This window comes from Streptomyces sp. NPDC001889 (assembly GCF_053594535.1).
The window spans coordinates 136,686-161,568 of the sequence record NZ_JBSFER010000020.1 but is presented as its reverse complement, the minus strand read 5'-3'; the positions used below and the strand labels follow the sequence as shown (position 1 = coordinate 161,568).

28 protein-coding genes are annotated in these 24,883 nt (G+C 73.7%); 10 read left to right on the top strand and 18 right to left on the bottom strand.

Going from position 1 to position 24,883, the window contains the following annotated elements:
- Positions 1 to 126 precede the first annotated feature (126 nt).
- Both ACWCRA_RS23895 and ACWCRA_RS23890 read left to right on the top strand, forming a co-directional pair.
- On the top strand, positions 127 to 1,053 hold the full coding sequence (locus ACWCRA_RS23895) for a 1-phosphofructokinase family hexose kinase (RefSeq protein WP_351557746.1): 927 nt from the start codon (positions 127 to 129) through the stop codon (positions 1,051 to 1,053).
- A 90-nt stretch (positions 1,054 to 1,143) separates the two neighbouring features.
- Positions 1,144 to 2,025, top strand: a complete 882-nt coding sequence (locus tag ACWCRA_RS23890; RefSeq protein ID WP_451068546.1) for a class II fructose-bisphosphate aldolase — start codon at positions 1,144 to 1,146, stop codon at positions 2,023 to 2,025.
- 37 nt (positions 2,026 to 2,062) lie between these two features.
- On the opposite strand, the gene ACWCRA_RS23885 is transcribed toward ACWCRA_RS23890, so the two are convergent.
- Positions 2,063 to 3,142 (bottom strand): carbohydrate-binding protein, encoded by a 1,080-nt coding sequence (locus ACWCRA_RS23885; protein WP_451068545.1) that lies wholly within the window; start codon positions 3,140 to 3,142, stop codon positions 2,063 to 2,065.
- 133 nt (positions 3,143 to 3,275) lie between these two features.
- Positions 3,276 to 4,925: a diguanylate cyclase CdgB gene (gene cdgB / locus ACWCRA_RS23880; RefSeq protein WP_351557737.1), complete on the bottom strand. Its 1,650-nt coding sequence runs from the start codon at positions 4,923 to 4,925 to the stop codon at positions 3,276 to 3,278.
- A gap of 520 nt (positions 4,926 to 5,445) precedes the next feature.
- On the opposite strand from cdgB, the gene ACWCRA_RS23875 reads away from it, so the two are divergent.
- The gene (locus ACWCRA_RS23875; protein WP_351557734.1) at positions 5,446 to 6,039 is read left to right on the top strand and encodes a flavin reductase family protein; all 594 of its coding nucleotides are present in this window, start codon (positions 5,446 to 5,448) and stop codon (positions 6,037 to 6,039) included.
- 110 nt (positions 6,040 to 6,149) lie between these two features.
- On the opposite strand, the gene arfB is transcribed toward ACWCRA_RS23875, so the two are convergent.
- The gene (gene arfB, locus ACWCRA_RS23870) at positions 6,150 to 6,578 is read right to left on the bottom strand and encodes an alternative ribosome rescue aminoacyl-tRNA hydrolase ArfB (RefSeq protein ID WP_351557731.1); all 429 of its coding nucleotides are present in this window, start codon (positions 6,576 to 6,578) and stop codon (positions 6,150 to 6,152) included.
- A 155-nt stretch (positions 6,579 to 6,733) separates the two neighbouring features.
- Between arfB and ACWCRA_RS23865 the strand changes: the two genes are divergently transcribed.
- Entirely contained in the window at positions 6,734 to 7,309 is a 576-nt protein-coding gene (locus tag ACWCRA_RS23865) for a TerD family protein (protein ID WP_351557728.1), read from the top strand.
- Positions 7,310 to 7,468: 159 nt separating this feature from the next.
- Here ACWCRA_RS23865 and ACWCRA_RS23860 read toward each other — a convergent pair whose 3' ends face one another.
- Together ACWCRA_RS23860 and ACWCRA_RS23855 are read right to left on the bottom strand one after the other, a co-directional pair.
- Positions 7,469 to 8,923, bottom strand: a complete 1,455-nt coding sequence (locus ACWCRA_RS23860) for a M1 family metallopeptidase (protein ID WP_451068544.1) — start codon at positions 8,921 to 8,923, stop codon at positions 7,469 to 7,471.
- A 215-nt stretch (positions 8,924 to 9,138) separates the two neighbouring features.
- Positions 9,139 to 9,702, bottom strand: coding sequence for a GlcG/HbpS family heme-binding protein (locus ACWCRA_RS23855; RefSeq protein WP_451068543.1), 564 nt, complete (start codon positions 9,700 to 9,702; stop codon positions 9,139 to 9,141).
- Positions 9,703 to 9,957: 255 nt separating this feature from the next.
- Between ACWCRA_RS23855 and ACWCRA_RS23850 the strand changes: the two genes are divergently transcribed.
- The 3 genes from ACWCRA_RS23850 (at position 9,958) to ACWCRA_RS23840 (ending at position 12,430) form a co-directional block, all read left to right on the top strand.
- The gene (locus ACWCRA_RS23850; RefSeq protein ID WP_351557722.1) at positions 9,958 to 11,187 is read left to right on the top strand and encodes a sensor histidine kinase; all 1,230 of its coding nucleotides are present in this window, start codon (positions 9,958 to 9,960) and stop codon (positions 11,185 to 11,187) included.
- Entirely contained in the window at positions 11,184 to 11,807 is a 624-nt protein-coding gene (locus ACWCRA_RS23845; RefSeq protein ID WP_351557719.1) for a response regulator transcription factor, read from the top strand. The genes ACWCRA_RS23850 and ACWCRA_RS23845 overlap by 4 nt, the downstream gene beginning before the upstream one ends.
- 212 nt (positions 11,808 to 12,019) lie before the next feature.
- Positions 12,020 to 12,430 carry a RidA family protein gene (locus tag ACWCRA_RS23840; RefSeq protein WP_351557716.1) on the top strand — a complete coding sequence of 137 codons (411 nt, stop codon included), beginning with the start codon at positions 12,020 to 12,022 and terminating at the stop codon, positions 12,428 to 12,430.
- Here ACWCRA_RS23840 and ACWCRA_RS23835 read toward each other — a convergent pair.
- Positions 12,408 to 13,091, bottom strand: coding sequence for a VOC family protein (locus ACWCRA_RS23835; protein WP_351557713.1), 684 nt, complete (start codon positions 13,089 to 13,091; stop codon positions 12,408 to 12,410). The genes ACWCRA_RS23840 and ACWCRA_RS23835 overlap by 23 nt on opposite strands.
- Positions 13,092 to 13,254: 163 nt before the next feature.
- Between ACWCRA_RS23835 and ACWCRA_RS23830 the strand changes: the two genes are divergently transcribed.
- Entirely contained in the window at positions 13,255 to 14,307 is a 1,053-nt protein-coding gene (locus ACWCRA_RS23830; protein WP_451068542.1) for a Clp protease N-terminal domain-containing protein, read from the top strand.
- Between the two features lie 376 nt (positions 14,308 to 14,683).
- Here the strand turns inward: ACWCRA_RS23830 and ACWCRA_RS23825 are convergent, their stop codons facing one another.
- From ACWCRA_RS23825 to ACWCRA_RS23770, 12 genes are all read right to left on the bottom strand, one after another.
- Entirely contained in the window at positions 14,684 to 15,067 is a 384-nt protein-coding gene (locus tag ACWCRA_RS23825; RefSeq protein WP_351557707.1) for a hypothetical protein, read from the bottom strand.
- Positions 15,068 to 15,095: 28 nt separating this feature from the next.
- Positions 15,096 to 16,016 carry a radical SAM protein gene (locus tag ACWCRA_RS23820; RefSeq protein ID WP_451068541.1) on the bottom strand — a complete coding sequence of 307 codons (921 nt, stop codon included), beginning with the start codon at positions 16,014 to 16,016 and terminating at the stop codon, positions 15,096 to 15,098.
- Between the two features lie 86 nt (positions 16,017 to 16,102).
- Complete coding sequence (locus ACWCRA_RS23815; protein ID WP_351557701.1) at positions 16,103 to 16,285, bottom strand: hypothetical protein; 183 nt, start codon at positions 16,283 to 16,285, stop codon at positions 16,103 to 16,105.
- Complete coding sequence (locus ACWCRA_RS23810) at positions 16,285 to 16,761, bottom strand: hypothetical protein (protein ID WP_451068540.1); 477 nt, start codon at positions 16,759 to 16,761, stop codon at positions 16,285 to 16,287. The genes ACWCRA_RS23815 and ACWCRA_RS23810 overlap by 1 nt, the downstream gene beginning before the upstream one ends.
- Positions 16,762 to 16,863: 102 nt before the next feature.
- Positions 16,864 to 17,691, bottom strand: a complete 828-nt coding sequence (locus tag ACWCRA_RS23805; protein ID WP_451068539.1) for a DUF6415 family natural product biosynthesis protein — start codon at positions 17,689 to 17,691, stop codon at positions 16,864 to 16,866.
- Positions 17,688 to 18,107, bottom strand: coding sequence for a hypothetical protein (locus ACWCRA_RS23800; protein ID WP_451068538.1), 420 nt, complete (start codon positions 18,105 to 18,107; stop codon positions 17,688 to 17,690). Before ACWCRA_RS23800 ends, ACWCRA_RS23805 begins: the two co-directional genes overlap by 4 nt.
- Positions 18,108 to 18,200: 93 nt before the next feature.
- Positions 18,201 to 19,418 carry a helix-turn-helix domain-containing protein gene (locus tag ACWCRA_RS23795; RefSeq protein WP_451068537.1) on the bottom strand — a complete coding sequence of 406 codons (1,218 nt, stop codon included), beginning with the start codon at positions 19,416 to 19,418 and terminating at the stop codon, positions 18,201 to 18,203.
- A gap of 48 nt (positions 19,419 to 19,466) precedes the next feature.
- Positions 19,467 to 20,138, bottom strand: a complete 672-nt coding sequence (locus ACWCRA_RS23790) for an HAD family hydrolase (protein WP_451068536.1) — start codon at positions 20,136 to 20,138, stop codon at positions 19,467 to 19,469.
- Positions 20,139 to 20,349: 211 nt separating this feature from the next.
- Entirely contained in the window at positions 20,350 to 20,595 is a 246-nt protein-coding gene (locus ACWCRA_RS23785) for a hypothetical protein (protein ID WP_451068535.1), read from the bottom strand.
- Between the two features lie 36 nt (positions 20,596 to 20,631).
- On the bottom strand, positions 20,632 to 22,158 hold the full coding sequence (locus ACWCRA_RS23780) for a PTS transporter subunit EIIC (protein ID WP_351557683.1): 1,527 nt from the start codon (positions 22,156 to 22,158) through the stop codon (positions 20,632 to 20,634).
- Between the two features lie 55 nt (positions 22,159 to 22,213).
- A complete protein-coding gene (gene murQ / locus ACWCRA_RS23775) occupies positions 22,214 to 23,155 on the bottom strand; it encodes an N-acetylmuramic acid 6-phosphate etherase (protein ID WP_351557680.1) in 942 nt (313 codons plus the stop codon).
- Between the two features lie 56 nt (positions 23,156 to 23,211).
- Complete coding sequence (locus ACWCRA_RS23770; RefSeq protein WP_351557677.1) at positions 23,212 to 24,150, bottom strand: MurR/RpiR family transcriptional regulator; 939 nt, start codon at positions 24,148 to 24,150, stop codon at positions 23,212 to 23,214.
- An 84-nt stretch (positions 24,151 to 24,234) separates the two neighbouring features.
- Here ACWCRA_RS23770 and ACWCRA_RS23765 point away from each other — a divergent pair, with 84 nt between their 5' ends.
- Together ACWCRA_RS23765 and ACWCRA_RS23760 are read left to right on the top strand one after the other, a co-directional pair.
- Positions 24,235 to 24,591 (top strand): hypothetical protein, encoded by a 357-nt coding sequence (locus ACWCRA_RS23765; RefSeq protein ID WP_351557674.1) that lies wholly within the window; start codon positions 24,235 to 24,237, stop codon positions 24,589 to 24,591.
- A complete protein-coding gene (locus ACWCRA_RS23760; RefSeq protein ID WP_351557671.1) occupies positions 24,588 to 24,857 on the top strand; it encodes a DUF4031 domain-containing protein in 270 nt (89 codons plus the stop codon). The genes ACWCRA_RS23765 and ACWCRA_RS23760 overlap by 4 nt, the downstream gene beginning before the upstream one ends.
- Positions 24,858 to 24,883 lie beyond the last annotated feature (26 nt).

Sequence of the window (24,883 nt, the reverse complement as noted above, 5' to 3'; positions counted from 1 at the left end):
GTGAAACCCCGCAAAGCACAGCAAGGCGGTTGGTCCAGGGTCTGGGCCAACCGCCTTCCGTTTGGCATGATCAGGACTGTACGAGCACCGTTCGCCGGGCCGCCGCCGCCGGAAGGGGAATCACGGGTGATCCTGACGGTCACGCTCAACACCGCGCTGGACATCACCTACACCGTCGACGCCCTCACCCCGCACACCAGCCACCGCGTCGGCGAGGTCGGCGAACGCCCCGGCGGCAAGGGGCTGAACGTGGCCCGGGTGCTCTCCGCCCTCGGCCACGAGACCGTCGTCACCGGCTTCGCCGGCGGCCCGGCCGGGACCGTACTGCGCGAACTCCTCGCGCCCCTCCCGCCGCACGACGCCCTCGTCCCCACCTCCGGCACCACCCGGCGCACCATCGCCGTCGTGGACACCGCGACCGGCGACACCACCCAGCTGAACGAGCCGGGACCGGTCGTCACCGCCGGGGAGTGGGCCGCCTTCCTCGACCGGTACGGAACGCTGCTGCCGGGCGCCGACGCGGTCGCCCTCTGCGGCAGCCTCCCGCCCGGCATCCACGTCGGCGCCTACGCGGAGCTGGTCCGCCGGGCGCGCGCGGCCGGGGTCCCCGTCCTGCTGGACACCAGCGGCGAACCCCTGCGCCGGGGCATCGCCGCCCGCCCCGACCTCGTCAAGCCCAACGCCGATGAACTGGCCCGGCTCACCGGGGCCCGTGAGCCGCTGCGCGCCGCCCGGGACGCCCGCCGCCGGGGCGCGCACGCCGTGATCGCCTCGCTCGGCCCGGCCGGTCTGCTCGCGGTCACCCCCGACGGCGTCTGGCAGGCCGCCCTGCCCGCGCCGGTCCGGGGCAACCCCACGGGCGCGGGCGACTCGGCGGTGGCCGCCCTCCTCGCGGGGACGGTGGAGTCCCGGCCCTGGCCGGAGCTGCTGGCCCGCGCGGTCGCCCTCTCGGCGGCGACGGTCCTGGCCCCGGCGGCGGGCGAGTTCGACCGGGCGGTCCGCGACGATCTCCTGCCCCGTGTCCGGGTGACGGAACACACGGGCCCCGCATGACCCCAGCGCGGCCGTACGACCGGTCCGGCCGCACCCCCGCACCGGCGGGCCGCACCACGGGCCCGGCGCCCGGGAAATGAGAACGGACCCATGCCTCTCGTCAGCACCGCCGAACTGGTCAGCGCCGCCACCGCCGAGCGGCGCGGGATCGCCGCCTTCAATGTCATCACCCTGGAGCACGCGGAGGCCATCGCGGCCGGCGCGGAGGCGGCGGGCGCGCCCGCCATCCTCCAGATCTCCGAGAACGCGGTCCGGTTCCACGGCGGCCGGCTCTCCGCGATAGCGGCGGCCACCGCCGCCGTGGCCCGGTCCTCCGGCGCGCCGCTCGCCCTCCATCTGGACCATGTGGTCTCGGTGGAACTGCTGCACGCCGCCGACGGCGCGGGCTTCGGCTCGGTGATGTTCGACGCGTCGAAGCTGTCGTACGAGGAGAATGTGCGGGCCACGGCGGCGGCGGTGGCCTGGGGCCGGGAGCGCGGCATCTGGATCGAGGCGGAGCTGGGGAAGGTCGGCGGCAAGGAGGGCGAGCCGCCGCTCGACGCCCACGCCCCCGGGGTGCGCACCGACCCGGCGGAGGCGGCGGCCTACGCGGCGGCGACCGGGGTGGACGCGCTGGCGGTGGCGGTGGGCTCCTCCCACGCGATGACCGAGCGCACCGCCGCCCTGGACCACGCCCTGATCGTCCGGCTGCGGACCGCGGTCCCGGTGCCGCTGGTGCTGCACGGCTCGTCGGGCGTCCCGGACGCGGAGATCCGCGCGGCGGTCGCCGCCGGAATGGTCAAGATCAATGTGGGTACGGCGCTGAACACGGCGTTCACCGGCGCCGTACGGGAGTTCCTGACGACGGCCGGCCCCGGGGTCGTCGACCCGAGGAAGTATCTGACCCCGGCCCGTGAGGCGATGTCGCGGACCGTCGCGGGCTTTCTGGGGCTGCTCGCCCCCGCGCCCGCACCCGGGCCCGCGGCCTCCTGAGGGGACGGGCGGGGCCCCCGGCCCCGGCCGGGGGCCGTCAGCTCCCCTTCTGGCCCGCGTCCAGCCAGACCTGGTCGAGCAGGGCCTCGCACTGGTCGCCCGGCTCGCAGGAGATCTTCAGATCGTTCTTGCCCTTTTTGAGGTTCACATAGGCGTAGGTGTAGGTCCAGCCCTTGTCCCACTGGCCCTCACCGGCCTTGGCGAAGTTCGACATGTTGATGTCGCGGGGCGTCTCGCCGTTGACGGTCAGCGAGGTCTCGGCCTTCTTGCCCGGGACGCTGTAGCTGATGGTCATCGTGTACGCGCCGTCGGCGGGCACGTCCACCGACCAGCTCGCCGAACCGCCGGCCCCGTTGAAGGCCACATAGCCGCCGTTGGCGCCCTTGGCGCCCTTGATGTCGCGGCTCAGGGTCGCGGGCCCGCCGAGCTGGAGCGTCGCCGCGTCCTGCTTGGGCAGTGAGCCCGGCTTCTCCGCGGGCTCGGGGGGCTTCGACGGCTGGCCGCTGGGCTCCACCGACCGCGCGGGCGCCGAGGCGCTGCTCTGGGGCTCCTTGCCGGCCTGGTCGCCGTCCTTGTCCTCGCCGAGGTTGCCGATCACCGCGGCGCTGATGCCGATCACCACCACCGCGACCACCGCGATCGCGCCGATCAGCAGGCCCTTGGTGTTGGGGCCGCGGCCCCGGCCGCCGGGGTCCGGCTGGGGGACGACCCGGGTGGTGGCGCCGCCGGGGTAGGTCTCGGGGGCCGCGTACTGCGGGGCCGGCTGTCCGTAACCCTGCTGCGGGTGGCCCTGCTGCTGCCCGTACCCCTGCTGTCCGTACCCCTGCTGGTGTCCCTGCTGGTGTCCCTGCTGGGGCGGATAGCCCTGCTGCGGGGGGTAGCCGTACCCCGGCTGCTGGGGCGGGGGCTGCTGCCCGTACTGGCGCTCGCCCACCGCGCGCACCTGGTTGTACGACGTCCGGGGGACTCCGGGCTGAGGTGCCTGGGGACCCGGGTAGCCGTAGCCGCGCCCCCGGCCCGAGGGTGGTGTGGCGCCCGCCGCGTGCCCGTCCTCGTACAGATACCCGAAAGGATCATCGTCCTCTGGCGTGCTCGCGCCGTTGTTCCCGGCCGTCATCCCTGGTCCCTCCTCACCGTCGTCAGCCCTACGCCGACGCGGGCGAGCCTACCCGGTTCGGAGTAACGGAATGGGTGGCGTTGACCCCAATCGGGGCCATCGTCACAAGACCAGAACATGACAGGAGCCGGGCTCAGCCCGCCCGCCGGTGCACCTTCGAGCGGGAGCGCTTCTCCACGTACATCCGCTGGTCGGCGGAGCGCAGCACCTCTTCGACGGACATCCCGCAACTCGCCCAGCTGATACCGAAACTGGCTCCCACGCGCACCCCGCGACCGCCCACCCGGATCGGCAGAATGATCGCGTTCCGGAGCCGTACGGCGAGATCGGCGGCGTCGGCGGCGCCCAGGCCGTCGGCGAGGACCACGAACTCGTCACCGCCGAGGCGGGCCACCGTGTCCCCCTCCCGCACGCCCCGGGTGAGCCTGCGGGCGACCTCGACCAGGACCGCGTCACCGGTCTGGTGGCCGAACCGGTCGTTGATCGACTTGAAGCCGTCCAGATCGCAGAAGAGGACCGCGAGGCCCTTGGTGCCGTCGTCCACGTCGTCCGCCGGCGCGATCATGTGCACATGGTGGTCGTACGGGACGCCCGCCGGGCCGAAGTCGAAGCCGTCGGCGTTGAAGAGCGCGCTGGTCTCCGGGTCGTATCCCGCGTCGGTCGCGTCCAGCGGGTTGCCCTCCGCGTCCCGGGCGGCGGGCGGCCGTTCGCACAGCTTGGCGCTGAGCCGTGCCCGCAGCTCCGCGCTGTTGGGCAGCCCGGTGAGCGCGTCGTGCGAGGCGCGGTGGGCGAGCGCCAGCTCATGGCGCTTGCGGTCCTCGATGTCCTCGACGTGGGTGAGGAGGAAGCGCGGGCCGTCGGTGGTGTCCGCGACGACGGAGTTCCGCAGCGAGACCCAGACGTAGCTGCCGTCGCGCCGCCCCAGCCGCAGCTCCGCCCGCCCGCCCTCGGCCGAGGTGCGCAGCAGGGTGCCCACGTCCTCGGGGTGGACGAGATCCGCGAAGGAGTACCGCCGCATCGCGGAGGCGGGCCGGCCCAGCAGCCGGCAGAGCGCGTCATTGGTGCGCAGCAGCCGTCCGTGCTGGTCACCGCCCATTTCGGCGATCGCCATCCCGCTCGGCGCGTACTCGAAGGCCTGGCGGAAGGACTCCTCGCTGGCCCGCAGCGCCTGCTGCTCCCGCTCCAGGCGGACCAGCGCCCGCTGCATATTTGCTCGGAGCCGGGCATTGCTGATCGCAATGGCGGCCTGGGAGGCGTACATCTGGAGGGCCTCCTGCCCCCAGGGGCCCGGACGGCGCCCGTTGCGCGGCCGGTCGACCGATATGACGCCGAGCAGCTCGCGCCCGCCCCCGGAGGTGAACATGGGGGCGTAGAGCCGGTCCTGGGGGTGCCACTCGTCCTCGAAGCGGGGGTCGGGACCCTCGGTGTGCCACTGCGGGACATCGTCCTCGATGAGCACCCAGCCCTCGGTGTGCGGGATGAACCGCAGCTCGCCCCAGGCCTCGCCCATGGAGAGCCGGCGCTCCCAGGAGGGCCGGGAGCCGACCCGGCCGGTGATCAGGGCCTCGGCCGCGGCGCTGCCGGCGAAGGCGGCGACGACGAGATCCCCGTCGGGGCGCACGAGATTGACGCAGGCCAGTTCGTAGCCGAGCCCCGCGACGATGCCGTCGGCGACGGTCTGCAGCGTGTCGGCCAGGCTGCGGGCGGTGTTGAGATCGGCGACCACCTTGTGCAGCTGCCGCAGGGTCGCAAGACGGACGTAGGGCTCCGACTCGGTCTCCATGCTCGCTCTCCCCGAGACCTCGACAGCAGACTCCAGGTTTCTCTTCGGCCTTCTCGTGCGGTCTTCACGTTGCCTATCCCCGGCCACTGAATCACAGCGAGCTGTCCACTCGGTACACAGGGTCAACAAATAAGGCCCTCTGTGACTCAAGTCACATGAGCGCCTCCGTGGTCATCGGAGCGGGGGTGAGCCGCCCTCGCCTCCCTCCGGTGTCTCCGAACGCAAATCCGGGCCGTGCGCGGCCCCCGGACCGTACACGCGTCCCGGCGGCGTCCGATACGGGGCGGTACGGAGCCGGTACGGGACCGGCACGGGGCTGCGCGGGCCGGTTCAGGGCCGGTACGGGTCCGGTTCGGGTCCGGTGCGGCTCGGGTGCGGGCCGGTACGGCGCCGGTACGGGTCCGGGTCCGGTTCCGGTTCCGCGCGGGTCCGGGGCGTCCGGCCGGGACGCTGGTCCTAGGACCGCACTGGTCCCCTGGCCCGATGTGCGGCCCCGGTCCGCGCGGCTAGCGTGTCGGCTGTGCTCCCTACCGCTGCCACCGCAACAGCCGCCGCCTCCGCCTCCGCCCCCGGGGCCTCCGGCTCCGCCGCCCCGATCCCCCATGCTGATGGGGTGAGCAACGAGGAGTTTCGCGCGGCCCTGGCCCGGCTGGCGGCCGGTGTCGTCCTGGTGACTGCCCACGACGCCGACGACGGACCACGGGGCGAGGACGCGGGCATGACGGCGACCGCCTTCGTCTCGGTCTCCCTGGACCCCCCGCTGGTGATGATCAGTCTGCGCAACGGCTCCCGGATGGACGATCTGCTGGACGAGCAGCCGCTCTGGGCGGTCTCGGTCCTCTCCGAGGACCAGCGCCACATCGCCGGGCGGTTCGCCATGAAGGGCCGGGTCAGCGACCGGCTGCTCTTCGAGGACGTCCCCCGGGTGCGCGGGGAGCTGAGCGGTGCCCCGCTGATCGGCGGCGCGCTGGCGACGCTGGAGTGCCGGACCGAGCAGCGGGTGGTGGCGGGTGACCACACCCTGGTGATCGGGCGGGTGCTGTCCGCCGGTGTGCCGGTCGCCGAGGGCGGGCCGCTGATGTACTTCCGGGGGAAGTACCGGCACTTGGGGTGAGCCGTGGCCGCCCGGTGCGCCCGGGGCCCGGTGCGCCCGGGCCGGCGGGGCTCCCGCCCGGCTCGTCCGTCCGGTCCGGCTCGTCCGTCCGGTCCGTCCGGTCCGCAGGGTCAGCCCCAGTCGCGGCCCGAGCGCCCGCGCTTGGTGTCCGAGCGCTGTTTCTTCTCCCGCAGCCGCCGCTCGTTGAGCCCGCGCGGGACGCGGGTCGCCCGCCGGGGCTTGGGCGGCGGCGCGGTCGCCTCCGCCAGCAGCGCCGCCAGGCGGACCGCCGCCGTCTCGCGATTGCGCCACTGGGAGCGGTGCTCCGACGCGCGCACGGCGATCACACCGCCGACCAGCCGTCCCGCGAGCCGCTCCAGCGCCCGTTCCTTCCACACCGGGGGCAGCGCTTCCGTGCGCGCGAGGTCGAAGCGCAGCTCCACCTGGGAGTCGCTGGTGTTGACATGCTGGCCGCCCGGCCCGGACGACCTGGAGAAACGCCAGATCAGCTCGGCCTCCGGGAGGGAGACGGAGCCTCGGATGACATAGGGACCGGACATGCCCCCATCGTCCCGTGTCCGAGATGTTCACGTCATCTCGATTTCCCTGGAACTTCCCTGGAACCTGTGGGTCCTCCGTCTGCGTTAAGACGGGTAACGGCAGCGCCGGGACGACCCGGGGCCGCCGCACACTCGTACACGAAGGGGACTTCCCAATGGCAGTAAGCCTGACCAAGGGCGGCAACATCTCGCTCACCAAGGAGGCCCCGGGGCTGACCGCCGTCACCGTCGGCCTCGGCTGGGATGTCCGTACCACCACCGGCACGGACTTTGACCTGGACGCCTCCGCGATCGGGGTCAACGCCGCGGGGAAGGTCGCGTCCGACGCCCACTTCGTCTTCTTCAACAACCGGGCCACCCCGGACCAGACCATCGTCCACACCGGTGACAACCGCACCGGCGAGGGCGGTGGCGACGACGAGCAGATCAATGTGAACCTGGCCGGTCTCCCGGCCGATGTCACCAAGATCGTCTTCCCGGTCTCCATCTACGACGCGGTCGCCCGCACGCAGAACTTCGGCCAGGTGCGCAACGCGTACATCCGTGTCGTCAACCAGGCCGGCGGCGCCGAGATCGCCCGCTACGACCTGAGCGAGGACGCGGCCGTGGAGACCGCGATGGTCTTCGGCGAGCTGTACCGCAGCGGCGCGGAGTGGAAGTTCCGCGCCGTCGGCCAGGGGTACGCCTCCGGTCTGGAGGGCATCGCCCGCGACTTCGGCGTCAATCTCTGACACACCCGTCCGGCACCGGCGGCGCGCCGGCCCCGGGAGCACTCCCGGGGCCGGCGCCTGGCGCGGCCGTGGCGCACGGTGCGCCCCGGCCGCCGCCTCCGGGCGCGCGTCTCGGCGACGCGCCGCTCCGGAGAGGCGGGGCCCCGCCGCGCTCCGGCGTCAGTGCCGCGCCGGGCGTCCCTCCCCGTACAGCCAGCCCCGCCACACCGCGTCCAGCTCCCGGCCCGAGGACCGCTCGGCCCACGCCGTGAACTCCCCAGTGGAGGCGTTGCCGTGCCGGTGCTCCCGCGCCCACCCGCGCAGAATCCGCGCGAAGGCCGCGTCCCCGACCGCCCGCCGCACCTCGTGCAGCACCATCGCGCCCCGCCCGTACACCGGAGCGCCGGAGATTCGGGCGGCCGACGGCGGATCGGCCGGGGCGAAGGACCAGTTGTCCCGCTCCGCGTACGCGGCCTCGAAGCTCCGCTCCACCGGCACGGACTCGAACTCCGCCGCCCACATCCACTCCGCGTAGGTCGCGAAGCCCTCGTTGAGCCATATGTCCCGCCAGGACCGGGGCGTCACCGAATTGCCGTACCACTGGTGGGCGATCTCGTGGACCAGGGTCCGCACGGTGAGGAGGCGGGCCGGGAAGACCGGCCGGCTCTGTGTCTCCAGGGCGTAGCCGGCCACCCCGTCGGGGACCACGATCGCGCCGATGGACGAGAAGGGGTACGGGCCGAAGTGCCGCTCCGCCCAGGCCAGCACCTCCGGGATGCGCCCGGAGAGCGTCTCCTCCACCGCCGGGTCCACGGCGGTGATCACCGGCAGACCGGCCGGGGTGCGGGAGGAGGTGATCCGGTACGGGCCGATCGCCAGCGTCGCCAGATAGCTCGCCATCGGCTCCGCCGTGCGCCAGCGGAAGGTGGTGCGCCCGCCGCCCGTGCGCCCGCCGCCCGTGTGCTCGCCGTCCGTGTGCTCGCCGTCCGTGCGCCCGCCGTCCGCGCGCTCCCGCGCCGGTTCCCCGTTGGAGACCGCCTTCAGCCCCCGGGGTACGGTGACGGAGATGTCGTACGCCGCCTTGTCGCTCGGGTGGTGGTTGCCGGGGAACCAGGCCATCGACCCGGCGGGCTCCCCGAGCGCGAGCGCGCCGTCGCGGGTGGGGAGCCACCCCTCGTCGGAGCCGTCCGCGTCGGTGATCGTCCGGGGGGTGCCGGAGTAGCGGACGACCGCACGGAAGACCGCGCCCGCCGGGATACCGGTGCCGGGCCGCACGGTCAGCTCGTCACCGGACCGGCCGGTGGCGGCCCGCTCGCCGCCGACGGTGACCCCGTCGGCGGTCAGCCCGTGCAGATCGAGATGGAAGGCGCCGAGCGTCCGCAGCGCGCGGGCGGTGATCTCCGCCGTGCCCTCGATCCGCCCGGTGTCCGGGTCGTAGTCGAGCGCCAGCCGGTAGTGCCGGACGTCGTAGCCGCCGTTGCCCAGCCGGGGGAAGAGCGGATCACCGAGCCCCGCGAGCCCCGGCCCGTCCCGGACCGTGCCGAGCCCGCCGCCGGTGCACCCCCCGAGGAGGCACACCGCCACGGCGGGCAGCAGGACACGGCGCACGGCGCATGACCGGATCACGCGCCGCATCCTAGGGTCTTCCGTCCGGATCGGGCTGGATCAGTGAGCGGGCCCGGTGCCGTGCGTCGCCGGGCGGAGGATGTGAGCCACCGCGGGTCCCTCCCGTGCCCGTCAGGGCCCAGGGGGCCCTGCGTGATGGACGCCAACGCGGCGAGGCGCGGTGCCGGGGCACGCGAGCCCAGCAAGATCTCAACGGAGGGCCCCGGGCGGCGGAAGGGCGTGGTTCAGCGGCTGAGGGCCGCGACACCCGCCTTGGCGAACTCCTCGTCCTGGGCGCCGCTCGGCGCGCCCGCCACACCGATGCCCGCGATCGGTGCGCCCTTGACCTGGACCGGCGCGCCGCCGCCCAGGAACAGGGTGCCCGGGATGTCCTTCAGGTTCGGGGTCGACTCCAGGCGCTTGACCAGCTCCGAGGTCGGCGCGTTCCAGGAGACGGCGGTGAACGCCTTCTTCTCGGCGGACTCGTAGGACTGCGGGCCCGCGCCGTCGCCGCGCAGCGTCACGATGGTGTTGCCGTTCCGGTCGACCACGGCGACCGTCACCCGCTGGCCGGCCCGCTCGGCCGCGTCCAGCGTCGCCCGCGCGGCCTTCGACGCCGCGTCGACCGTCAGATGCGTGGTCTGCTGGAGGCTGCGGTGCGAGGGGTCGGCCTTGACCGCGGCCCGGGACTCGGCGGCGGGGGCGGAGGCGTTCGCGGAGACCGCGCCGAACGCTCCGGCGCTGAGGGCGACGGCGGCGGCGGCGGCGGTACCGGCGAGGACACGGGTGCGGGTCGACAGCTTCTTCATGGCCTGGGCTCCTGTGCTGGTGGGGTGCTGCTGCTGGTGGAGGGCTGGTGGTCGCCTTCCGCCACCGATCCTGTCGCCGGCGGCCGCCCCGGCGGATCGGCGTACCGGCTGGACCGCGCAGGCATCATGGTGGAGGCGGGTGTCAGCCGATCGGCTGATGCGGCGGGCCGCCCGCCGGGTCACGATGCGAGGAGGGCCGGCGGCGGAGCACGCGCAGACCGTCGGCGGAGCACGCGGAGAGAAGAACGGCGAACGATGTCCCAGCACCCGACCCCCGTGGACGCCCGGGACCCCCTGGCGCGCGACACCCGGGGCGCGGACCGGGACAGCCGGCTCCTCGACGCCGTCATGGACACGGCCTTCCTCGCGCTGCTCGCCGGGGCCCTGCTGCGGTATCTGATCCGGCACCCGGAGAGCCCGGCGGTGCCGTGGGTCATCGGGCTCGGCACCGCCCTCGCCGTGCTCCAGCTCCCCGGGCGCCGGCTCGCCGCCCGGCTCCACCCGCGCGGCGAGCCCATCCGGCTCGGGCTCGTCGTCGGCTGCTGGGTGGTGGTCGTGCTGCTGGCGCCCAGCTTCGCCTGGTGCGCCGTCCCGCTCATCTACACCGGGCTGCGCTCGCTGCCGACGCGGGCGGCCGTCGCCCTCGTCGCGGTGCTCTGTCTGCTCGTCGTGATCGCGGAGTGGCGGCTGCGGCAGGGCATCGACCCGAACCTCTTCCTGCTGCCGCCGGTGGTCGCGGCGCTCGCCACCGCCGTCTTCCTCCATATGCGCCGCCAGGCCGACCGGCTGCGGGCCCTCGTCGACGACCTGGTGCGGACCCGCCGGGAGCTGGCCGCCACCGAGCGGCGCGAGGGGACCCTCGCCGAACGCCAGCGGCTCTCGATGGAGATCCACGACACCCTCGCGCAGAGCCTCTCCAGCCAGCAGATGCTGCTCCAGGCCGCCGAGCGCACCTGGGGCAGCGACCCCGGGCGGGCCCGCGCCCATGTCCGTACCGCCGAGTCCATCGCCGAGCGGAGCCTCGCGGAGGCCCGCCGCTTCGTCCACGACCTCGCCCCCGCCGAACTGGCGGAGGGCGGCGGGCTCGCCCAGGCGCTGCGGACGCTCGCCGAGCGCGAGACCACCGACGCGCTGCGGGTCCGCTTCCATCTGGACGGAGCGCCCGTCGCCCTGCCCGACCGGGTGCAGTCGGCGCTGCTGCGGATCGCCCAGGGCGCGCTGGCCAATGTGACCGAGCACGCGGGCGCCACCACGGCGGCGCTGACCCTGAGCCGGCTGGACGACCAGGTGGTGCTGGACATCGCCGACAACGGGAGCGGGTTCGAGCCGGGGGAGTCCGCGCCCGGGGTCCGGGGGCACGGTCTGCCCGCGATGCGGGCCCGGCTGCGGCAGCTCGGCGGGACCCTGACCATCGAATCGGCGCCCGGGGAGGGGACGGTCGTCTCGGCCGCCGTGCCCCTGGGGCGCCCTCTGGAGGACCGATGACCGCCGTACGGATTCTGCTCTGCGACGACCACGCCGTCGTCCGCGCCGGTCTGCTCGCCCTGCTCGGCAGCGAACCCGACATCGAGGTGGTGGGCGAGGCGGGCAGCGGGGAGGAGGCGGTGGCGCTGGCGGCGAAGCTCCGCCCGGACGTGGTGCTCATGGACCTTCAGCTGGGGCCCGGGATCGACGGGGTGGAGGCGACACGGCGGATCGCGGCGCCCGATGTGCATGTGCTGGTGCTGACGACGTACGACACGGACGCGGACATCACCCGGGCGATCGGGGCGGGGGCGACCGGGTATCTCCTGAAGGCGGAGCGCCCCGAGGAACTCTTCACCGCGATCCACTCGGCGGCGCGGGGGCGCACCACGCTGTCGCCGCCGGTGGCGAGCCGGGTGATGGACCGGATGCGGGGTGGGGGGCTGCCGGAGCTGACGGAGCGGGAGCGGGAGATTCTGGGGCAGTTGGGGCGGGGGGTGGGGAATCGGGAGATCGCGCGGGAGTTGTTCATCAGTGAGGCGACGGTGAAGACGCATCTGGGGAGGATTTACGCGAAGCTGGGTGTCGACACCCGGGCCGGGGCGGTCGCCTTCGCGAAGGAACACCGCCTTCTTCCCTGACGCGCCCCTCGCGGGGCACGGCTCCCGGCCTGATGGTGTTCGAGCCGGCCCCCGGCCGTGGCCCGCAGGGTGCGGGGTCCTGTCGCACAGGGTCCGTCCCCAAACTCCCCCGGAGCCGGCTCCGGGAGGTGCCCCCGGACGGGCCGGGATTGCTCGGGTGGCGGGAGGGAAAAGAAGGTGCTCCCGGGGGAGGGAAGGGCGAGACTCGGGGGATGAGTTCCAGGATCACACGGATCAACCCCCCCTCCCTCCACCCCACCCCCGGCTACCACCACATCACCCTCACCCCCCCTTCCCTCACCGCCCACCTCGCCGGCCAGTGCCCCCTCGACCCCTCCGGCACCCTCGTCGGCGAGAACGACCTCGGCGCCCAGATCGACCAGGTCGCCGCCAACGCCCTCACCGCGCTCCGCTTCGTCGACGCCGGGCCCGAGCATGTCGTCCGCTCGGTGATCTACGTCGTCTCCGACGACCCCGCCGCCCTGGCCGCCGCCTGGACCCGGCTGAACGAATCCGTCATCGCCGAGGCGTTCACCAGTGCGAGCACCCTCCTGGGTGTCGCCCGGCTCGGGTTCCCCGGGCAGCTGGTCGAGGTCGACCTCACGGCCGCGCTGCCCGGCTGATCCGGAGGGCGAGCCCCTCGGGGGCGTACAGCACCCCCTCCCTCACCTCGCCGCCCGAGCGGGCCGCCGCCTCCGACACCGCCCCCGGGTCGTCCACAGCGACCTCCAGCCGCCAGCCGGGCTCCCCGGGCGCGGCGACCACGTCGCCGGGACGCGGCTCGACCCCGAGCGCGTCCCGGTAGAAGGCGCGCGCGCCCGCCGGGTCGGCGCACGCCAGGACCATCCGGTGCGGCAGGCCCGCCGCGCCCCCCGCCGGGAACCCCCACCCGGTGAACTCCCTCGCCTGCCAGAGCGAGACCGCCGCGCCGAACGGATCGACCAGCGTCGCCATCCGCCCCTGGTCCCCCGCGTCGAACGGCTCCACCACCAGCCGCGCCCCGCCCGCCACCGCCCGCTCGGCCCGCCGGTCCACCTCGTCGACCGCCAGGTAGTACGCGAGGTGCGCGGGCGTCCCGGGCGGATAGACCGGCGCGGACAGATCGCTCACCCCGCCGATCCGCCACCCGCCCGCCGATATCTTCACCGCCCGCCGCCAGTCCTCCTCGTCCACCGCGAACCCCCACCCCAGCACCGCCCCGAAGAACTCCCCGGCGGCGGCCGTGTCCCCGGTCTTGAGATCCAGCCAGCAGAAACCGTTCAGCGAACCGGGACGGGCGGTCATCGACACTCCTGACGAACGGAAGACGGAAGTCGGAAGAGGGAAAGCCCCAAGACTTTCGGGTACGGGCCGGCCCGGCCCGGACGTGATTCTTCAGCCGAAGGGAGATCGCGGCAACGACATTGTGGGGACGCGGTGGCCCCCCGCCCCCCGCGAAGCTCTCCCCATGAGCGGCGACAGCGGGGAGAACGGGATGAGGACGAGGACGGCGATCGTGGAGGCGGACTGGAGCGTGGTCGGTGTCCTGGGCGCGGCCTGGGGCGCGGTGGACGACGGCGGCGACACCATCGGGACCGAGCATCTGCTCGCCGCCCTCGCCAAGGCCAGGGGCCCCGCCGGTCGAGCGCTCGGCCGGACGGGGGCGACCATGGCCGCCCAGCTGGCCGTCATCCGCGACCGCGCCTCCCGCCCCGGCTCCTGGGCCGGCACGGACGACGCCGGGGGAAGCGTTCCGTCCGTGGAGGTGCTGGGCGACGACGGCCACCGCGGCCGCCGGCTCACGGGCGCCGCGACCCGGGCGTTCCGGTCCGCGATGGAGGACGCCCGGCGCGCGGACGCGCTCAGCTGCTCGGTGGAGCATCTGCTGCGCGGGCTGCTGGCCGACGAGGACAGCCGCGCCGCCGAGGTCCTGCGGATCTGCGGTACGTCCCCCGGGGAGGTGCGGAGGCTGCTGGACGACGACACCCTCCCCCCGGCGGCCGACGGTCTCGGCCCGGAGCTGCGGCCCACCCGGGACACCCTGCTGGGCCGTCGCCCGCGCACCGGGCGCCCCTTCTGGCTGAGGGTGGTGCTGTTCCTCGCCCGGGGCGCCAACCTCGCGGCGAACCCGGTCGCCTGGGTCGCCCTGGAGACCGTCGACCAGTCCCGCAGGACCGGTCAGGAGACCGGCACCGAGCATCTGCTGCTGGCGGTCCTCGCCACCCACGAGGTGGGGCTGCGCTATCCGCACATGGCCGGCGAGGGCGCCGCCGACCCGGAGGTCCGCTCGGCGGGCGGCGCCCGGCTGGCCGCGATGGGCGCCCGCTACGCCCCGCTCCTCCGGGCCGTCGAGCGCGCCGGCACCGATCTCGGCCCGGACGACCGCCCCTTCGACGCCTATCTGGACGCCGCCGGCGGCGACGGGGGAACCGGGCCTCTGGTGGACGCCCTCCTGCGGGGCGGGACCCGGGCCCGGCGGCTCCTCGTATCGCTGGGCCTGGACCCCTCCGCGCGGCCCTGACCGGGGAATCGGGCCGCTGAGCCATCGGGCCCACCCCACCGGCACCGATCGACGGCGCCCACCCCACCGGCACCGATCGACGGCGCCCACCCCACCGGCACTGGTGACCGGAGCTTCGATGCCATCAGCCCCGCCACCGGAGCCCGCGCCGGCTCGGTCCCGCTCCTCCGCCGATCGCGGCACGGCGGTCCGTGCCACGCGCCGCGCCCGGCTCCTCCGGCCGTCCTGGTCTGCCGGCGAAGGAGGAGCCCTTCGTCCCGGCCGCCCCCGGCCCCACCGTCGGAGGATTCCGGCCCACCGGCCGGGAGGTCGTTCATGGGCGCGACCCTTACCCGATTCGGTCGCCTCGGGTGGTACCGGAGCCGCCGGCCGCCGATCAGTGGAGCCGGTCGGCCCCTGAGTGCCGCTGGAGCGGAACCTCGCTGCTCGCCCTCGCTGAGTCTCCCTCTCGGAGCGCGGCGAGCCTGCGCAGGTACAACTGTCCCGCGTAGTACGACGACTCCGCCGGGGTGGCCGTGCTGGTCTCGATGATCCGCTGGGCCGCCGCCTTCAGCGCGGCGGCCCACGCGAGGGTGTGCTGCCGCGCGTCACGGCCGCACTCCTGGGGCTCCCCAGGGAGGCAGAGCGGCAAGGTGGGGCCCACCTTGTTCGCGGCGTGCCGTACATAACCGGCGAACAACTGCCACTGCTCCTCGTGCCGCTCCACCGGGTCACCATGGCCCTCAAGCCAGGCGATGAAATCGTCGCCGTGATCATCCATGAAAGTACCTCCGACTCGCTCGGCGTGGTCACCGATCGTAGTCAGCGTTCCGACTCCGGGACCGGCTCTTCGCCGTGCCTCGGACGACCATCGGAGGGCACGGCTGACAGGGCCCGCACCAAGGGAGGCACGCAGGCGGAGTGCAGGACTCCGGGCTGCTGTCCTGGGCTGCCTGGATACGGGCCCGCGCCATCGCCATCGCGTTGCCGCTCCAGATGGTGGAAAGGAGTGCCCTTCGGACGTTGCCGACCGTCATGAAGCGGGACATCACACAGGGCCAGACGTCACCGGTGGGCCCGATCGCGAGGCTGCCCCGTCCGCAGTGTCCGCACACGTCGGCGGCGGTTGGCGCCGCGCCTCGGCTCGCGCGGCCGAAGGCCCTCGCCCGGTCTCCGCCGACGTTCCCGAGACCGAGGTCCCTGAGATCCTGGCGGGCCTGCCCTGCCCGCTGGCCAGGGCCGACCTCGATGGTCGATCCTCTGACCGAAAGGCCCAGCCTTTGGGCCTTCTGGATGTTGGCCCTCGTGCGCCTGTGGGAGCCCTGGCGGACCGTGACAGCATCGTGCTCGGCGGCCTGGTCCGAGTAGTACGAGGTGGCCAGGTCCACCCGCTGCGCCACGAAGGTCTCCCACAGCGAATCACTCACGTGGGTGAGGTTGCTGTAGACCTCGATCCCGGTGATGCCCCGGTGCCGGACATGGTCGATCAACTCCGCCAGGTGCGGGTAGAGACAGGGCTCGCCGCCGATGAACTGGACGTTCTCCACACCCATGTCGGCGAGCTGATCGATGGTGGACTTCCAGTCGCCGACCGTCATCGTGCCGTGGGTGCCCCTGGGGCTGGAGTCGGCGTAGCAGTGCGTGCATTCCAGATTGCAGAAGCCAGTGACTTCCAGCCAGGCGAAGCCGAGCGAAGAAGCGGGCGCGGGCGATAAGGCGGCAGTGCTCATCAGAGCCTCCTGGTCCGAACGCGGGGCAGGTGGTGGGTGTGAGCGCCGCTGTCGAGAGGCGGCGGCGAGTTCTGTCCGGGACGGTCTCAGCCGGGCGGCGGGGGCGGTGCGGACGCGGGCTTGGGGGCCGGCGGCCGTTCGTCGAGCAGCCGGGCCGAGCTGTCCCAGACATGTCCGATGGCCGAGAGGACGCAGATGGCGGCGACGACCCAGGCGCCGAAGTCGTCGGGTGGGCGGGTGATCCGCTGGGTGTGTGGGAACCAGGGCATCAGGTCCGCCTCTTCCGGGGGTGGCGGACATCGGTGGTGCCGGTGCGGGTTCCGCTCTTCTCGTCCGCCAGGGCCTGGTCGACGTGGGCCCGGGCGGTGTCCTCGTCCAGGTTGGCGGGGAGCGGGTGGGTGACGAGGGTGAGGCGCACCCGGCGGGTGCGGTGGGCGTGGCTCTCCCAGGCGTCGGTGATGCCGGGGACGGGCAGCCGGGTCTGGTGGATGTCGAGGACCCATGCCTCGCCATGACGCGGAACGGTGAGGGACGGGTGGACGGCGGGCGTGTACCCGTCGTCGGGCCAGATGGACAGACCGGCGACGGCCAGCTTGTGCCACGCGTCCACGAACCCGCCCTGGGGCTCAGGTGCGCCGGGGTGGCCGATCAGGATGCCGGGAGGGCCGTCCGGGGCCTGGTCGAGCCAGGCGCGGATGATGAGGTGCTCGACGAAGTCGTCGCCGAGTGGCTTGATGCGGAACATGATGGGTTCGCCATTCGTGTCTGGGTGCCCCGGCCTGCCCGGGGGCGGCAGGCCGGGGCGGGGAGGCCCACCGTGGCCGGGAGGGAGGCCCGGGGGCGTGGCTCAGGACTGCGCCGGGGGCGCGAGGGTGGCGGCCCCGAGCAGCAGCAGCTGCTGGCGTGCGCACCGGAGCATGTAGGCGGCCGTCGCGTCGTCTGTCGCCTCCGAGGAGGAGGGCCCCAGCTCGCCGGGCGGGGTGGCCTCCAGGCCGACGGCGATACTGACCAGGGCGCCCTGGCTGAGGAGGTCCAGCCAGGCGGGCGGAGGGGCCGGGATGGCCAGAGAGCCGACGCCGTAGCGGAGCGCCGCTCTGCTGCCCGCGACGTGGATGCGGGGACCCGCGTTCGGCACGGCCTCGTTGACGGGAACCAGCCCGAGCGATTCGGCCAGCTCGGCGACGCTCCCGCGACCAATGTCCCGTACTGACGGCACGGGCCCAATCGGGGCGATGAGCAGCCAGGGGACGTACCCCTTACCTTCCGGTTCCACCCACGTTCTCACGAGCTTCTCGCACGTGGGCAGGGGCGCGTGGCAAAGGTTCTCGTAGTGGTCGCACAGCGCGCCGACCGACCGGGCCAGTCGCTCGGCGTGGCGGTAGACGGCAGCGGCACCGAAACCGGGCGGCGTGTGAACCCGCCGGGTGGCCTCCGCCAGCCCCGCCTGCGCCACCAGCGCGGGCTGGTCGTTGACAGGCCGGGATCGGATGAGGACCTCAACACGGGGCATGAGTTCCGTGACGTACGTGTGCAGAGTCTCCGTGAGGCTCTGCAACTGCGCGGGCAGGGATGGGACATCCGTTCCGCTGAGCAGTCGCCGGTACATCATGCGCATGGCGCCGATGTCCGGTTCTTCGGCTGCGGGTGAGGACGGAGGGGCCGTATCGTGATTCATGTTGACGCTCCTGACCTTCCTGATGAGGTGCGTTGGCCATGCCCCGGGACCGTGTCCGCGGTCGCCGGGGACGTACGGATGGGGATGCTCGCAGCGAGCGCGGAGCGCAGTTCGTCGACGCGCAGGGTGCCGGCGGGGCAGACCACGACGTAGGGCCCGCTGAGGTGCTCGGCGAAGTCTGTCGGCGCGAGGGCCTGCCACTCGCCCCGGCTGGGCACCCGGTAGATGGTGAATGCCGTTGGCACACAGCCGCAGCTGACCACGGGCCACGGCGTCCGGCGGCCGGGCAGCACCACCGTGCCTGCCGGTGCGAGCTGTCCCGCGACGGTGCCACAGTGCCAGCACGCCTCACCGTGGAGGCGGGCGATGCTCACCGTGCTCGTCGCAGCGGCAGGATGCTCGTATCGGTGTGCCATGCCCCCTCCGCTCCGTCTGCCGTGGCTGCTGACGGAACTGATGATGGAACGGCGCACAGGGCACAACTGACCCAGCGGGGGTCACCTTGCGGGTCAGCCTTCGGCGCGGCACCACAGGGCGAAGGCGCTGAGGTCTTCGGCGTCGGCGCGCTTGAGCCGCCGCAGAGTGGCTGCGTCCTCGCGCACCCAGGGGTGCCGGCGGGTGTGCTGGGGCGCGACCTTCCGAGCGACTCTCAGCGACTCGAAGGCGTGGTCGGGCCGCCCGGTCCACAGCTGCGCCCGAGCGAGGTCGATGTAGAAGCCCGAGCGCCGCTCCGCCGGCATGTCGCGACCCGGTTTCCACTCGCTGGCGACGTCCAGTGCGTCGGCGGCGTGCTCGCCTCCGAGGCCCACGGCGACGGAGACCTGATGGATGCGGACCGAGTCCGGTCCGAAGGCGGTGCCGTGGTAGATGCCCTCGGGGACCGTGCCGGCCAGCTCGGTGGCGGCGCGCATGTGTGCGTCTGCCGCGTCGGCATCCTGCGCCCTGCCGGCCACGACGGCGGCGCGCATGTGCAGGGCGCCGCGCGCGGCGGCGGCCGGGCGGGTGTCCGGCCGGGCGCTCGCGTCGATCGCCTGCTCCAGGGCCCGCAGGCCGGCGCTGTGCGCACGGGCGGCGAAGAAGGTCTCCGTGCGGACGTACGCGACGGCGGCCTTGGTGAGCGAGTCCTCCGTCTCCGGCACAATCCAGCGCATCTGGTCGATGAGGCGGGCGCTGAGGTCAGTGGCCCCGTGTTTGTAGGCCACGGCGTCTGCGGCCCGGTAGGTGCTGATCAGCAGACGCGCGACGGGGCGCCGGTCACCCGGGGTGGCCTGGGCTCGGGCCCGAGCCAGCTCGGCGAGCAGGTCGGGCACCTTCTCGCTGAGGAGCGCGTACTGCGCGCCGAGACGCCACAGCACGGTACGGCCGACCGCCTCCGTCAGCTCGGCGAGCGAGCGCACGGGCCCGTCGTCGGGCATGTCGACGGTCGCCAGCACGGCGGACAGGGCGGGCATGGCGGCGTGGACCAGCTCGTCACCGCGTTCGGGCCGACCGGTCAGAACCGAGGGGTCCACACCGAGTGCCTCGGCGATGGCGGCCAGCACGGCGTCGCCGACACCGCGCGCCCCGCGCTCGATCTTCCTCAGGGTGCCGACATGGATGAGCGCACGATCGGCCAAGTGCTGTTGAGTCAATTTGGGCCTGGCGATGCTGCGGTAGTAGGCGATGCGTCTGCCTAGCTCGCGCGCGGGGTACGAGGGCACACCTGCCTCCAGGTTCGAAGCGTCCACTTCGAACCGTACCCGCGTGGTAACGCGCTGGCACAAGGTATGGCCCCGTCAATCCGTCAGCGGGGCGGTCCTGTTGACGTCGGCGACGACGGCCACCAGGTCGTGCAGGCTGTTGACGCTCCAGTCCGCCGCGTCCCTGACGGCTGGATCGTCGGCCCACAGATGGCCCCACGGTCCGCGCCGCAGATGAGCGGTCCGCAGTCCAGCGGCCTTGGCCGGGTGAACGTCATTGGCCGGGTGATCTCCGACGTAGAGCGTCTCGTGCGGCTCGGCGTCGGCGACCTGAAGGAGCCGCTCGAAGAATCCGGGCTCCGGCTTCGCGACCCCCCACTCCCCGGATGCCACGACCAGATCGGCGGGGATGTCCAGCGCGCGCAGCATCCGGCCCGCCTTCACGGTCTGGTTTCCCGCGACCACCACCCGAACGCCCAGGGCGCGCAGGTCTCCGAGCGCCGGCCGGACGTCGTCGTACAGGTCGCTCTCGCCCAGCTGCTCCCCGCAGCCTGACAGCTCGCGAGCTTCGTACTCGGCCCGCACGTCGATGCCCGGCCTGAGGAGACGGAGGGCGTCGGCGTTGTCCCGCCCCTGAGCGACTACTGCGCCCACCAGCGCCGCAAGGGTGTGTCCCGGTACTCCGATCCAGTCAGCCCAGGCGGTCCAGTAGCGGTCATCCCGGGTGAGCGTCTCGCCGATATCAAGCGCTACCGTCCGAATGATCATGTTGAACACGGTAGGGGATACCAGGTCGGTGGTGCCGTTGCTTCCAGCGGGGATGACGTTGGGCTGAAGTCACGGCCGCGCCGATGATCGTCTTGCACCGGCCCTCCCTCGCGGGCGGTCGGCGGGTCACCGTGGAAGAGCAGGTCCTCCGGCTGGCGCACTCGGACCGTGATCTGCCGGAGTTCCTGCGGCGGGGCGGGCGCCCGCGCGACTACGAGGCGGCCTCAGCGCTGCGGGGTGCCTTCTCCCGCGCGGCGCGCTCCTTCTTGGCGCGGGCGATCCGCCCGGTGGACACCCGCTTCCGGGCCTCCGCGCTCTCCAGCTCGTACCCGACTGGGGTCACACCGAAGTCGCGGGTCCCGCACACGTAGCCACCGCGAGGGCCCGCCAGGCCGGACTGATCGCCCCGCTGCTCCAGCGACGCACCACCACAGGTGGGGCAGTCGGCCTGAGCCATGCGACACATTCCAACCCTCCCCCCCGACCGGGATGGTCATTCCGCAGCGGCGGCCGGCCGGGCATCGCCCCGACCCGCCACGGACCCTTCCGCTGTCCCGGCCCCGGCCCCGGCCCCGGCCTCCGGCACCCCCCGCAGCCCGAACCAGTACGTCGCGCAGAACCCGGCCGCGTACCCCGCCAGCAGCCCGCCCGCGTAGACCGCGACCGTGCGCGCGAGACCCCCGCTGCCCTGGAGCAGCGGGAAGAGCGCCCATCCCGACGGTCCGATGGCCGTCGAGCCGACCGTGGTCCCCAGCATGTGGAAGAAACCGACGAACCCGCCGCCGAAGGCCCCGCCGACACAGGCCGTGACGAACGGGCGGCCCAGCGGCAGCGAGACCCCGTAGATCAGCGGCTCGCCCACGCCCAGCAGTCCCGCCGGGAGGGCGGAGCGGATGGTGGCGCGGATGCGCGGGTCGTGCGGGAGCCGCAGATAGACCGCCATCGCGGCCCCGACCTGCCCCGCGCCCGCCATCGCCAGGATCGGCAGCAGCACCGTGGCCCCCTGCTGCTCGATCAGGGTGGCGTGGATCGGGATCAGCGCCTGGTGCAGCCCCAGCATGACCAGCGGCAGGAACAGCCCGCCGAGCACGAACCCGGCGAGCGCCCCGCCCCCGGCGAGCAGCGCCCCCGCGAAGTCGCCGATGGCGGTGGCGACCGTACCGGCGGCGAACATCAGCCCGTAGACGGTGACCAGACCGGTGATGAGCACCGTCAGCGCCGGTGTCACCAGGACATCGAGCGCCCCCGGCACCACCCGCCGGCACGCCCGCTCCACGTACACCGCGAGCACCGCCGCGCCCAGCGCGCCGAGGACACCGCCCTGCCCGGGGGAGAGCCGCTGGCCGAAGGCGTCGATCCGCTCGACCCCGGGGAAGACGATGATCGCGGCGACCGCGCCGCCCAGGATCGGGGTGCCGCCGAACTCCTTCGCCGCCAGATAGCCGACGAAGACGGGCAGCAGCGCCATGAATCCGCCGGTGAGGGCGGTGAGCGCGGTGGTGAGCCCCGGCAGCAGACCGAGGTTGACCAGCAGTCCGCCCAGTCCGGCGAGGATGCCGCAGCCGATGAGGGCGGGGATCAGCGGGACGAAGACCTGGGCGATCCGGCGCAGCAGCAGCTTGCCCGGGGTGGCGTTGCGGGCCTTCCGCGCCGCCTTGAGGGCCGCGCCCCGCTCGGCGAGCCCGGGTCCGCCGGTCCCGGGTCCGCCGGTCCCGGTCCCGGTTCCGGTCACCGGTTCCCCGCTCCCGGCCGCCATCAGCCTCTCGAACGCGGCGGTGACCCGGCTGACCGCCCCCGGGCCGAGGACGATCTGGTACGTATCGCCCTCGACCACGCCCAGGACGGCGGGGAGCGCCCGCAGTTCCGGTTCCCTCACCCGGGCGCGGTCGCGCACTCCGAGCCGCAGCCGGGTCATGCAGTGGGCGACGGAGGTGATGTTGGCCGCGCCGCCGACGAGCGGGAGGATCGCGGCGGCGACGGCCCGGTGGTCATCCGGGGGGTTCTGGTGTCTGTGAGGCATGTGGGGCTGCCTTGCTGTGCGGTGTGCTGTGTGCCGAGCGGCGGGTGCCGCGCGGTCACTCCCTGACGGCGGACCGGAGCGCGGCGCGCAGATGGCCGCCGTTCTCGGTGAGCAGACGGCCGGCGGTGGGGGCGTCGACCCGGCCGATGAGGGTGAGGATGGCGTTCTTCACCTCGCCGTCGGTGGCGGCGAGGGCGCTCTCGATCTCGGCGTCGGACGCGCCGGTCGCGAGCGAGACGATCCGGCGGGAGCGGGCCCGCAGCTTCTCGTTGGAGGCGCGGAGGTCGACCATCAGATTTCCGTAGGTCTTGCCGAGCCGGATCATGGTGATGGTGGAGATCATGTTGAGGACGAGCTTCTGGGCCGTGCCGGCCTTCAGCCGGGTGGAGCCGGTGAGCAGCTCGGGCCCGGTGACCACCTCGATGCCGTGGTCGGCCGCGGCGGCCAGCGCGCTGCCCGCGTTGCAGGAGAGCCCGATGGTGAGCGCGCCGAGCGAGCGGGCGTGGGTGACCGCGCCGACGGCGTACGGGGTGCGGCCGGAGGCGGAGATCCCCACCACGGTGTCGTCGGGGCCGATGCCCAGCCCGTCCAGATCGGCGGCGGCCAGCTCCGCGCTGTCCTCGGCGCCCTCGGCCGCGCTGAGCACGGCGCCGGGGCCGCCCGCGATCAGACCGACCACCTCACCGGGGTCGGTGCTGAAGGTCGGCGGGCACTCGCTCGCGTCCAGCACCCCCATCCGGCCGGCGGTGCCGGCGCCCGCGTAGACGAGCCGCCCGCCGCGCGCCATCCGCTCGGCGGCGGCGTCGATGGCCGAGGCGATCTCCGGCAGCCGGGCGGCGACGGCGTCCGGTACGGTCCGGTCCTCGCCGTTCATGGTCCGGGCGATGTCGAGCGTGGGCAGCCGGTCGATCTCGGCCAGCTCGGGCCGGAACGCCTCGGTGGTGAGGGAGTCGAGCTGGGCGCGGAGTTCACCGTACGCGGGTGAGGTGGAGGTCATCGAGCACGCTTTCCTTCGGTCTGTCCGTCTGTTCTGCTGCGGTCGGTCCGTGTGTGTCAGCGGCTGGTGCCGCGCGGGCTGTGGCGGTGGGCGAGGGCTTCGTACGAGGCGGAGAGAGCGGGCGCGGCCGTCTCGTAGGTCCGCTGGGCGACTCCTATGAAGAGGCAGTCCACGACGAGGAGCTGGCTGGTGCGCGACGACATGGCGGCGGGCCGCAGCTCGCTCTCGCGCGCGGTGGAGGTGGTCAGCACATGGTCGGCGTACTGGGTGACGGGGCCGTCCGGGCGGCCGGTGATGGCGACGGTCGTCGCCCCGTGCTCGAAGGCGGTGCGCAGCGGCTCGATCACATCGCCGGTGGAGCCGGAGTGGGTGATCGCGATGGCGACATCGCCGGAGCGCAGCTGCACGGCGTTGGTGACGGCGAGATGGGGATCGGTGTGGGCGTGGGCGATCAGGCCGATCCGCAGCAGCTTCTGGGCCAGGTCGAGGCCGACGAGCGAGGAGGCGCCGACCCCGTAGATGTCGATCCGGCGGGCGGTCGCGGCGGCGGTGACGGCGGCGGCGAGCTGGACGGTGTCCAGTCCGGCGGCGGTGTCGGCGAGGGTCTGCTGCTCGTCGCGGGCGAGCTTGGCGACCACCTCGGGGAGGGGGTCGTCGACGGCGATGTCGGCGGTGACGCTGGGCGCCCGGCCGGACTGCTGGTGCGCGGCGAGCCCGGCCAGCGCGAGGCGGAGATCGCGGTAGCCGGGGTAGCCCAGCAGCCGGGCCGTGCGGACCACGGTCGCCTCGCTGGTGCCGGTCAGCTCGGCGAGCCCGGTGACCGTGAGCGCGGCGCACGCCGCCGGGTTCTCGGCGACGGCCCCGGCGACCCGCTGCATGGAGCGGGTCATGGACGGGGTGAGTGTGCGGACCTTGGCGGCCAGGGCGGCCGGAGCGGGTGGCGGGGTCTCGGCGCGCACCCCGGGACTGAAAATTTCCTTCAGCGAGTCGGTCACATTTGAAAGATATTTTCACTATTTGGGTGTGGTCAACCCCTGCTGGGCGGACGGAGTGTCCGCCGTCCGGGGGACAATGGGCCCATGGACGCCTCCGACCCGCGTGAACAGGCCCTGCACACCGCCCGCGCCCTGATCTTGGCCGATCTCGCCGCCCGGGATGTGGCGGATTCCGGAGTGGTCTCCCTGGTCGAGGAGTCGGTGACACACCGCCGCTGGTGGGTCGAGCAGTGGCCGGACGGCCTGGAGTACGTCACGGGCCTGATCGCCCAGGACGTCCAGGACGCCCTGCTGGAGCGGCACGGCCGCTGGCCGCTCTGCCCGGTCTGCGACTCCGGCGATCCGCACGCCCTGGAGATCGAGCCCGAGCTGGGGGCGGACCCGCGCTGGGTCTGCCACAAGGCCGGGGTGACGGTCGCCAGGGTCGGCGAGCTGGCGTGACGGTCTATATCGACCCGCCCGCCTGGCCGGGCCACGGCCGGATGTGGTCGCACCTCGTCAGCGATGTCTCCTTCGGCGAACTCCACCGCTTCGCGGCGGGCATCGGCTGCCCGCCGCGCGCCTTCGAGCGCGACCACTACGACCTCCCCTCCGACCGCTACCGGGACGCGGTCGCGGCGGGCGCGGTGGAGGTGTCGAGCCGCGAGGTGGTGCGGCTGCTGGTCGCGGCGGGGCTGCGGCGCCCCAAGGGCCGGGCCGCCCCCTGACGGGGTCCGGGCCGCCCCGTGGGCGG

Bases quoted from the DNA above. Each gene is read 5' to 3' on its own strand.
- ACWCRA_RS23890 (WP_451068546.1), top strand. From the start codon at position 1,144: ATGCCTCTCGTCAGCACCGCCGAACTGGTCAGCGCCGCCACCGCCGAG.
- ACWCRA_RS23885 (WP_451068545.1), bottom strand. From the start codon at position 3,142: ATGACGGCCGGGAACAACGGCGCGAGCACGCCAGAGGACGATGATCCT.
- cdgB (WP_351557737.1), bottom strand. From the start codon at position 4,925: ATGGAGACCGAGTCGGAGCCCTACGTCCGTCTTGCGACCCTGCGGCAG.
- arfB (WP_351557731.1), bottom strand. From the start codon at position 6,578: ATGTCCGGTCCCTATGTCATCCGAGGCTCCGTCTCCCTCCCGGAGGCC.
- ACWCRA_RS23865 (WP_351557728.1), top strand. From the start codon at position 6,734: ATGGCAGTAAGCCTGACCAAGGGCGGCAACATCTCGCTCACCAAGGAG.
- ACWCRA_RS23860 (WP_451068544.1), bottom strand. From the start codon at position 8,923: ATGCGGCGCGTGATCCGGTCATGCGCCGTGCGCCGTGTCCTGCTGCCC.
- ACWCRA_RS23855 (WP_451068543.1), bottom strand. From the start codon at position 9,702: ATGAAGAAGCTGTCGACCCGCACCCGTGTCCTCGCCGGTACCGCCGCC.
- ACWCRA_RS23850 (WP_351557722.1), top strand. From the start codon at position 9,958: ATGTCCCAGCACCCGACCCCCGTGGACGCCCGGGACCCCCTGGCGCGC.
- ACWCRA_RS23845 (WP_351557719.1), top strand. From the start codon at position 11,184: ATGACCGCCGTACGGATTCTGCTCTGCGACGACCACGCCGTCGTCCGC.
- ACWCRA_RS23840 (WP_351557716.1), top strand. From the start codon at position 12,020: ATGAGTTCCAGGATCACACGGATCAACCCCCCCTCCCTCCACCCCACC.
- ACWCRA_RS23835 (WP_351557713.1), bottom strand. From the start codon at position 13,091: ATGACCGCCCGTCCCGGTTCGCTGAACGGTTTCTGCTGGCTGGATCTC.
- ACWCRA_RS23830 (WP_451068542.1), top strand. From the start codon at position 13,255: ATGAGCGGCGACAGCGGGGAGAACGGGATGAGGACGAGGACGGCGATC.
- ACWCRA_RS23825 (WP_351557707.1), bottom strand. From the start codon at position 15,067: ATGGATGATCACGGCGACGATTTCATCGCCTGGCTTGAGGGCCATGGT.
- ACWCRA_RS23820 (WP_451068541.1), bottom strand. From the start codon at position 16,016: ATGAGCACTGCCGCCTTATCGCCCGCGCCCGCTTCTTCGCTCGGCTTC.
- ACWCRA_RS23815 (WP_351557701.1), bottom strand. From the start codon at position 16,285: ATGCCCTGGTTCCCACACACCCAGCGGATCACCCGCCCACCCGACGAC.
- ACWCRA_RS23810 (WP_451068540.1), bottom strand. From the start codon at position 16,761: ATGTTCCGCATCAAGCCACTCGGCGACGACTTCGTCGAGCACCTCATC.
- ACWCRA_RS23805 (WP_451068539.1), bottom strand. From the start codon at position 17,691: ATGAATCACGATACGGCCCCTCCGTCCTCACCCGCAGCCGAAGAACCG.
- ACWCRA_RS23800 (WP_451068538.1), bottom strand. From the start codon at position 18,107: ATGGCACACCGATACGAGCATCCTGCCGCTGCGACGAGCACGGTGAGC.
- ACWCRA_RS23790 (WP_451068536.1), bottom strand. From the start codon at position 20,138: ATGATCATTCGGACGGTAGCGCTTGATATCGGCGAGACGCTCACCCGG.
- ACWCRA_RS23785 (WP_451068535.1), bottom strand. From the start codon at position 20,595: ATGGCTCAGGCCGACTGCCCCACCTGTGGTGGTGCGTCGCTGGAGCAG.
- ACWCRA_RS23780 (WP_351557683.1), bottom strand. From the start codon at position 22,158: ATGCCTCACAGACACCAGAACCCCCCGGATGACCACCGGGCCGTCGCC.
- murQ (WP_351557680.1), bottom strand. From the start codon at position 23,155: ATGACCTCCACCTCACCCGCGTACGGTGAACTCCGCGCCCAGCTCGAC.
- ACWCRA_RS23765 (WP_351557674.1), top strand. From the start codon at position 24,235: ATGGACGCCTCCGACCCGCGTGAACAGGCCCTGCACACCGCCCGCGCC.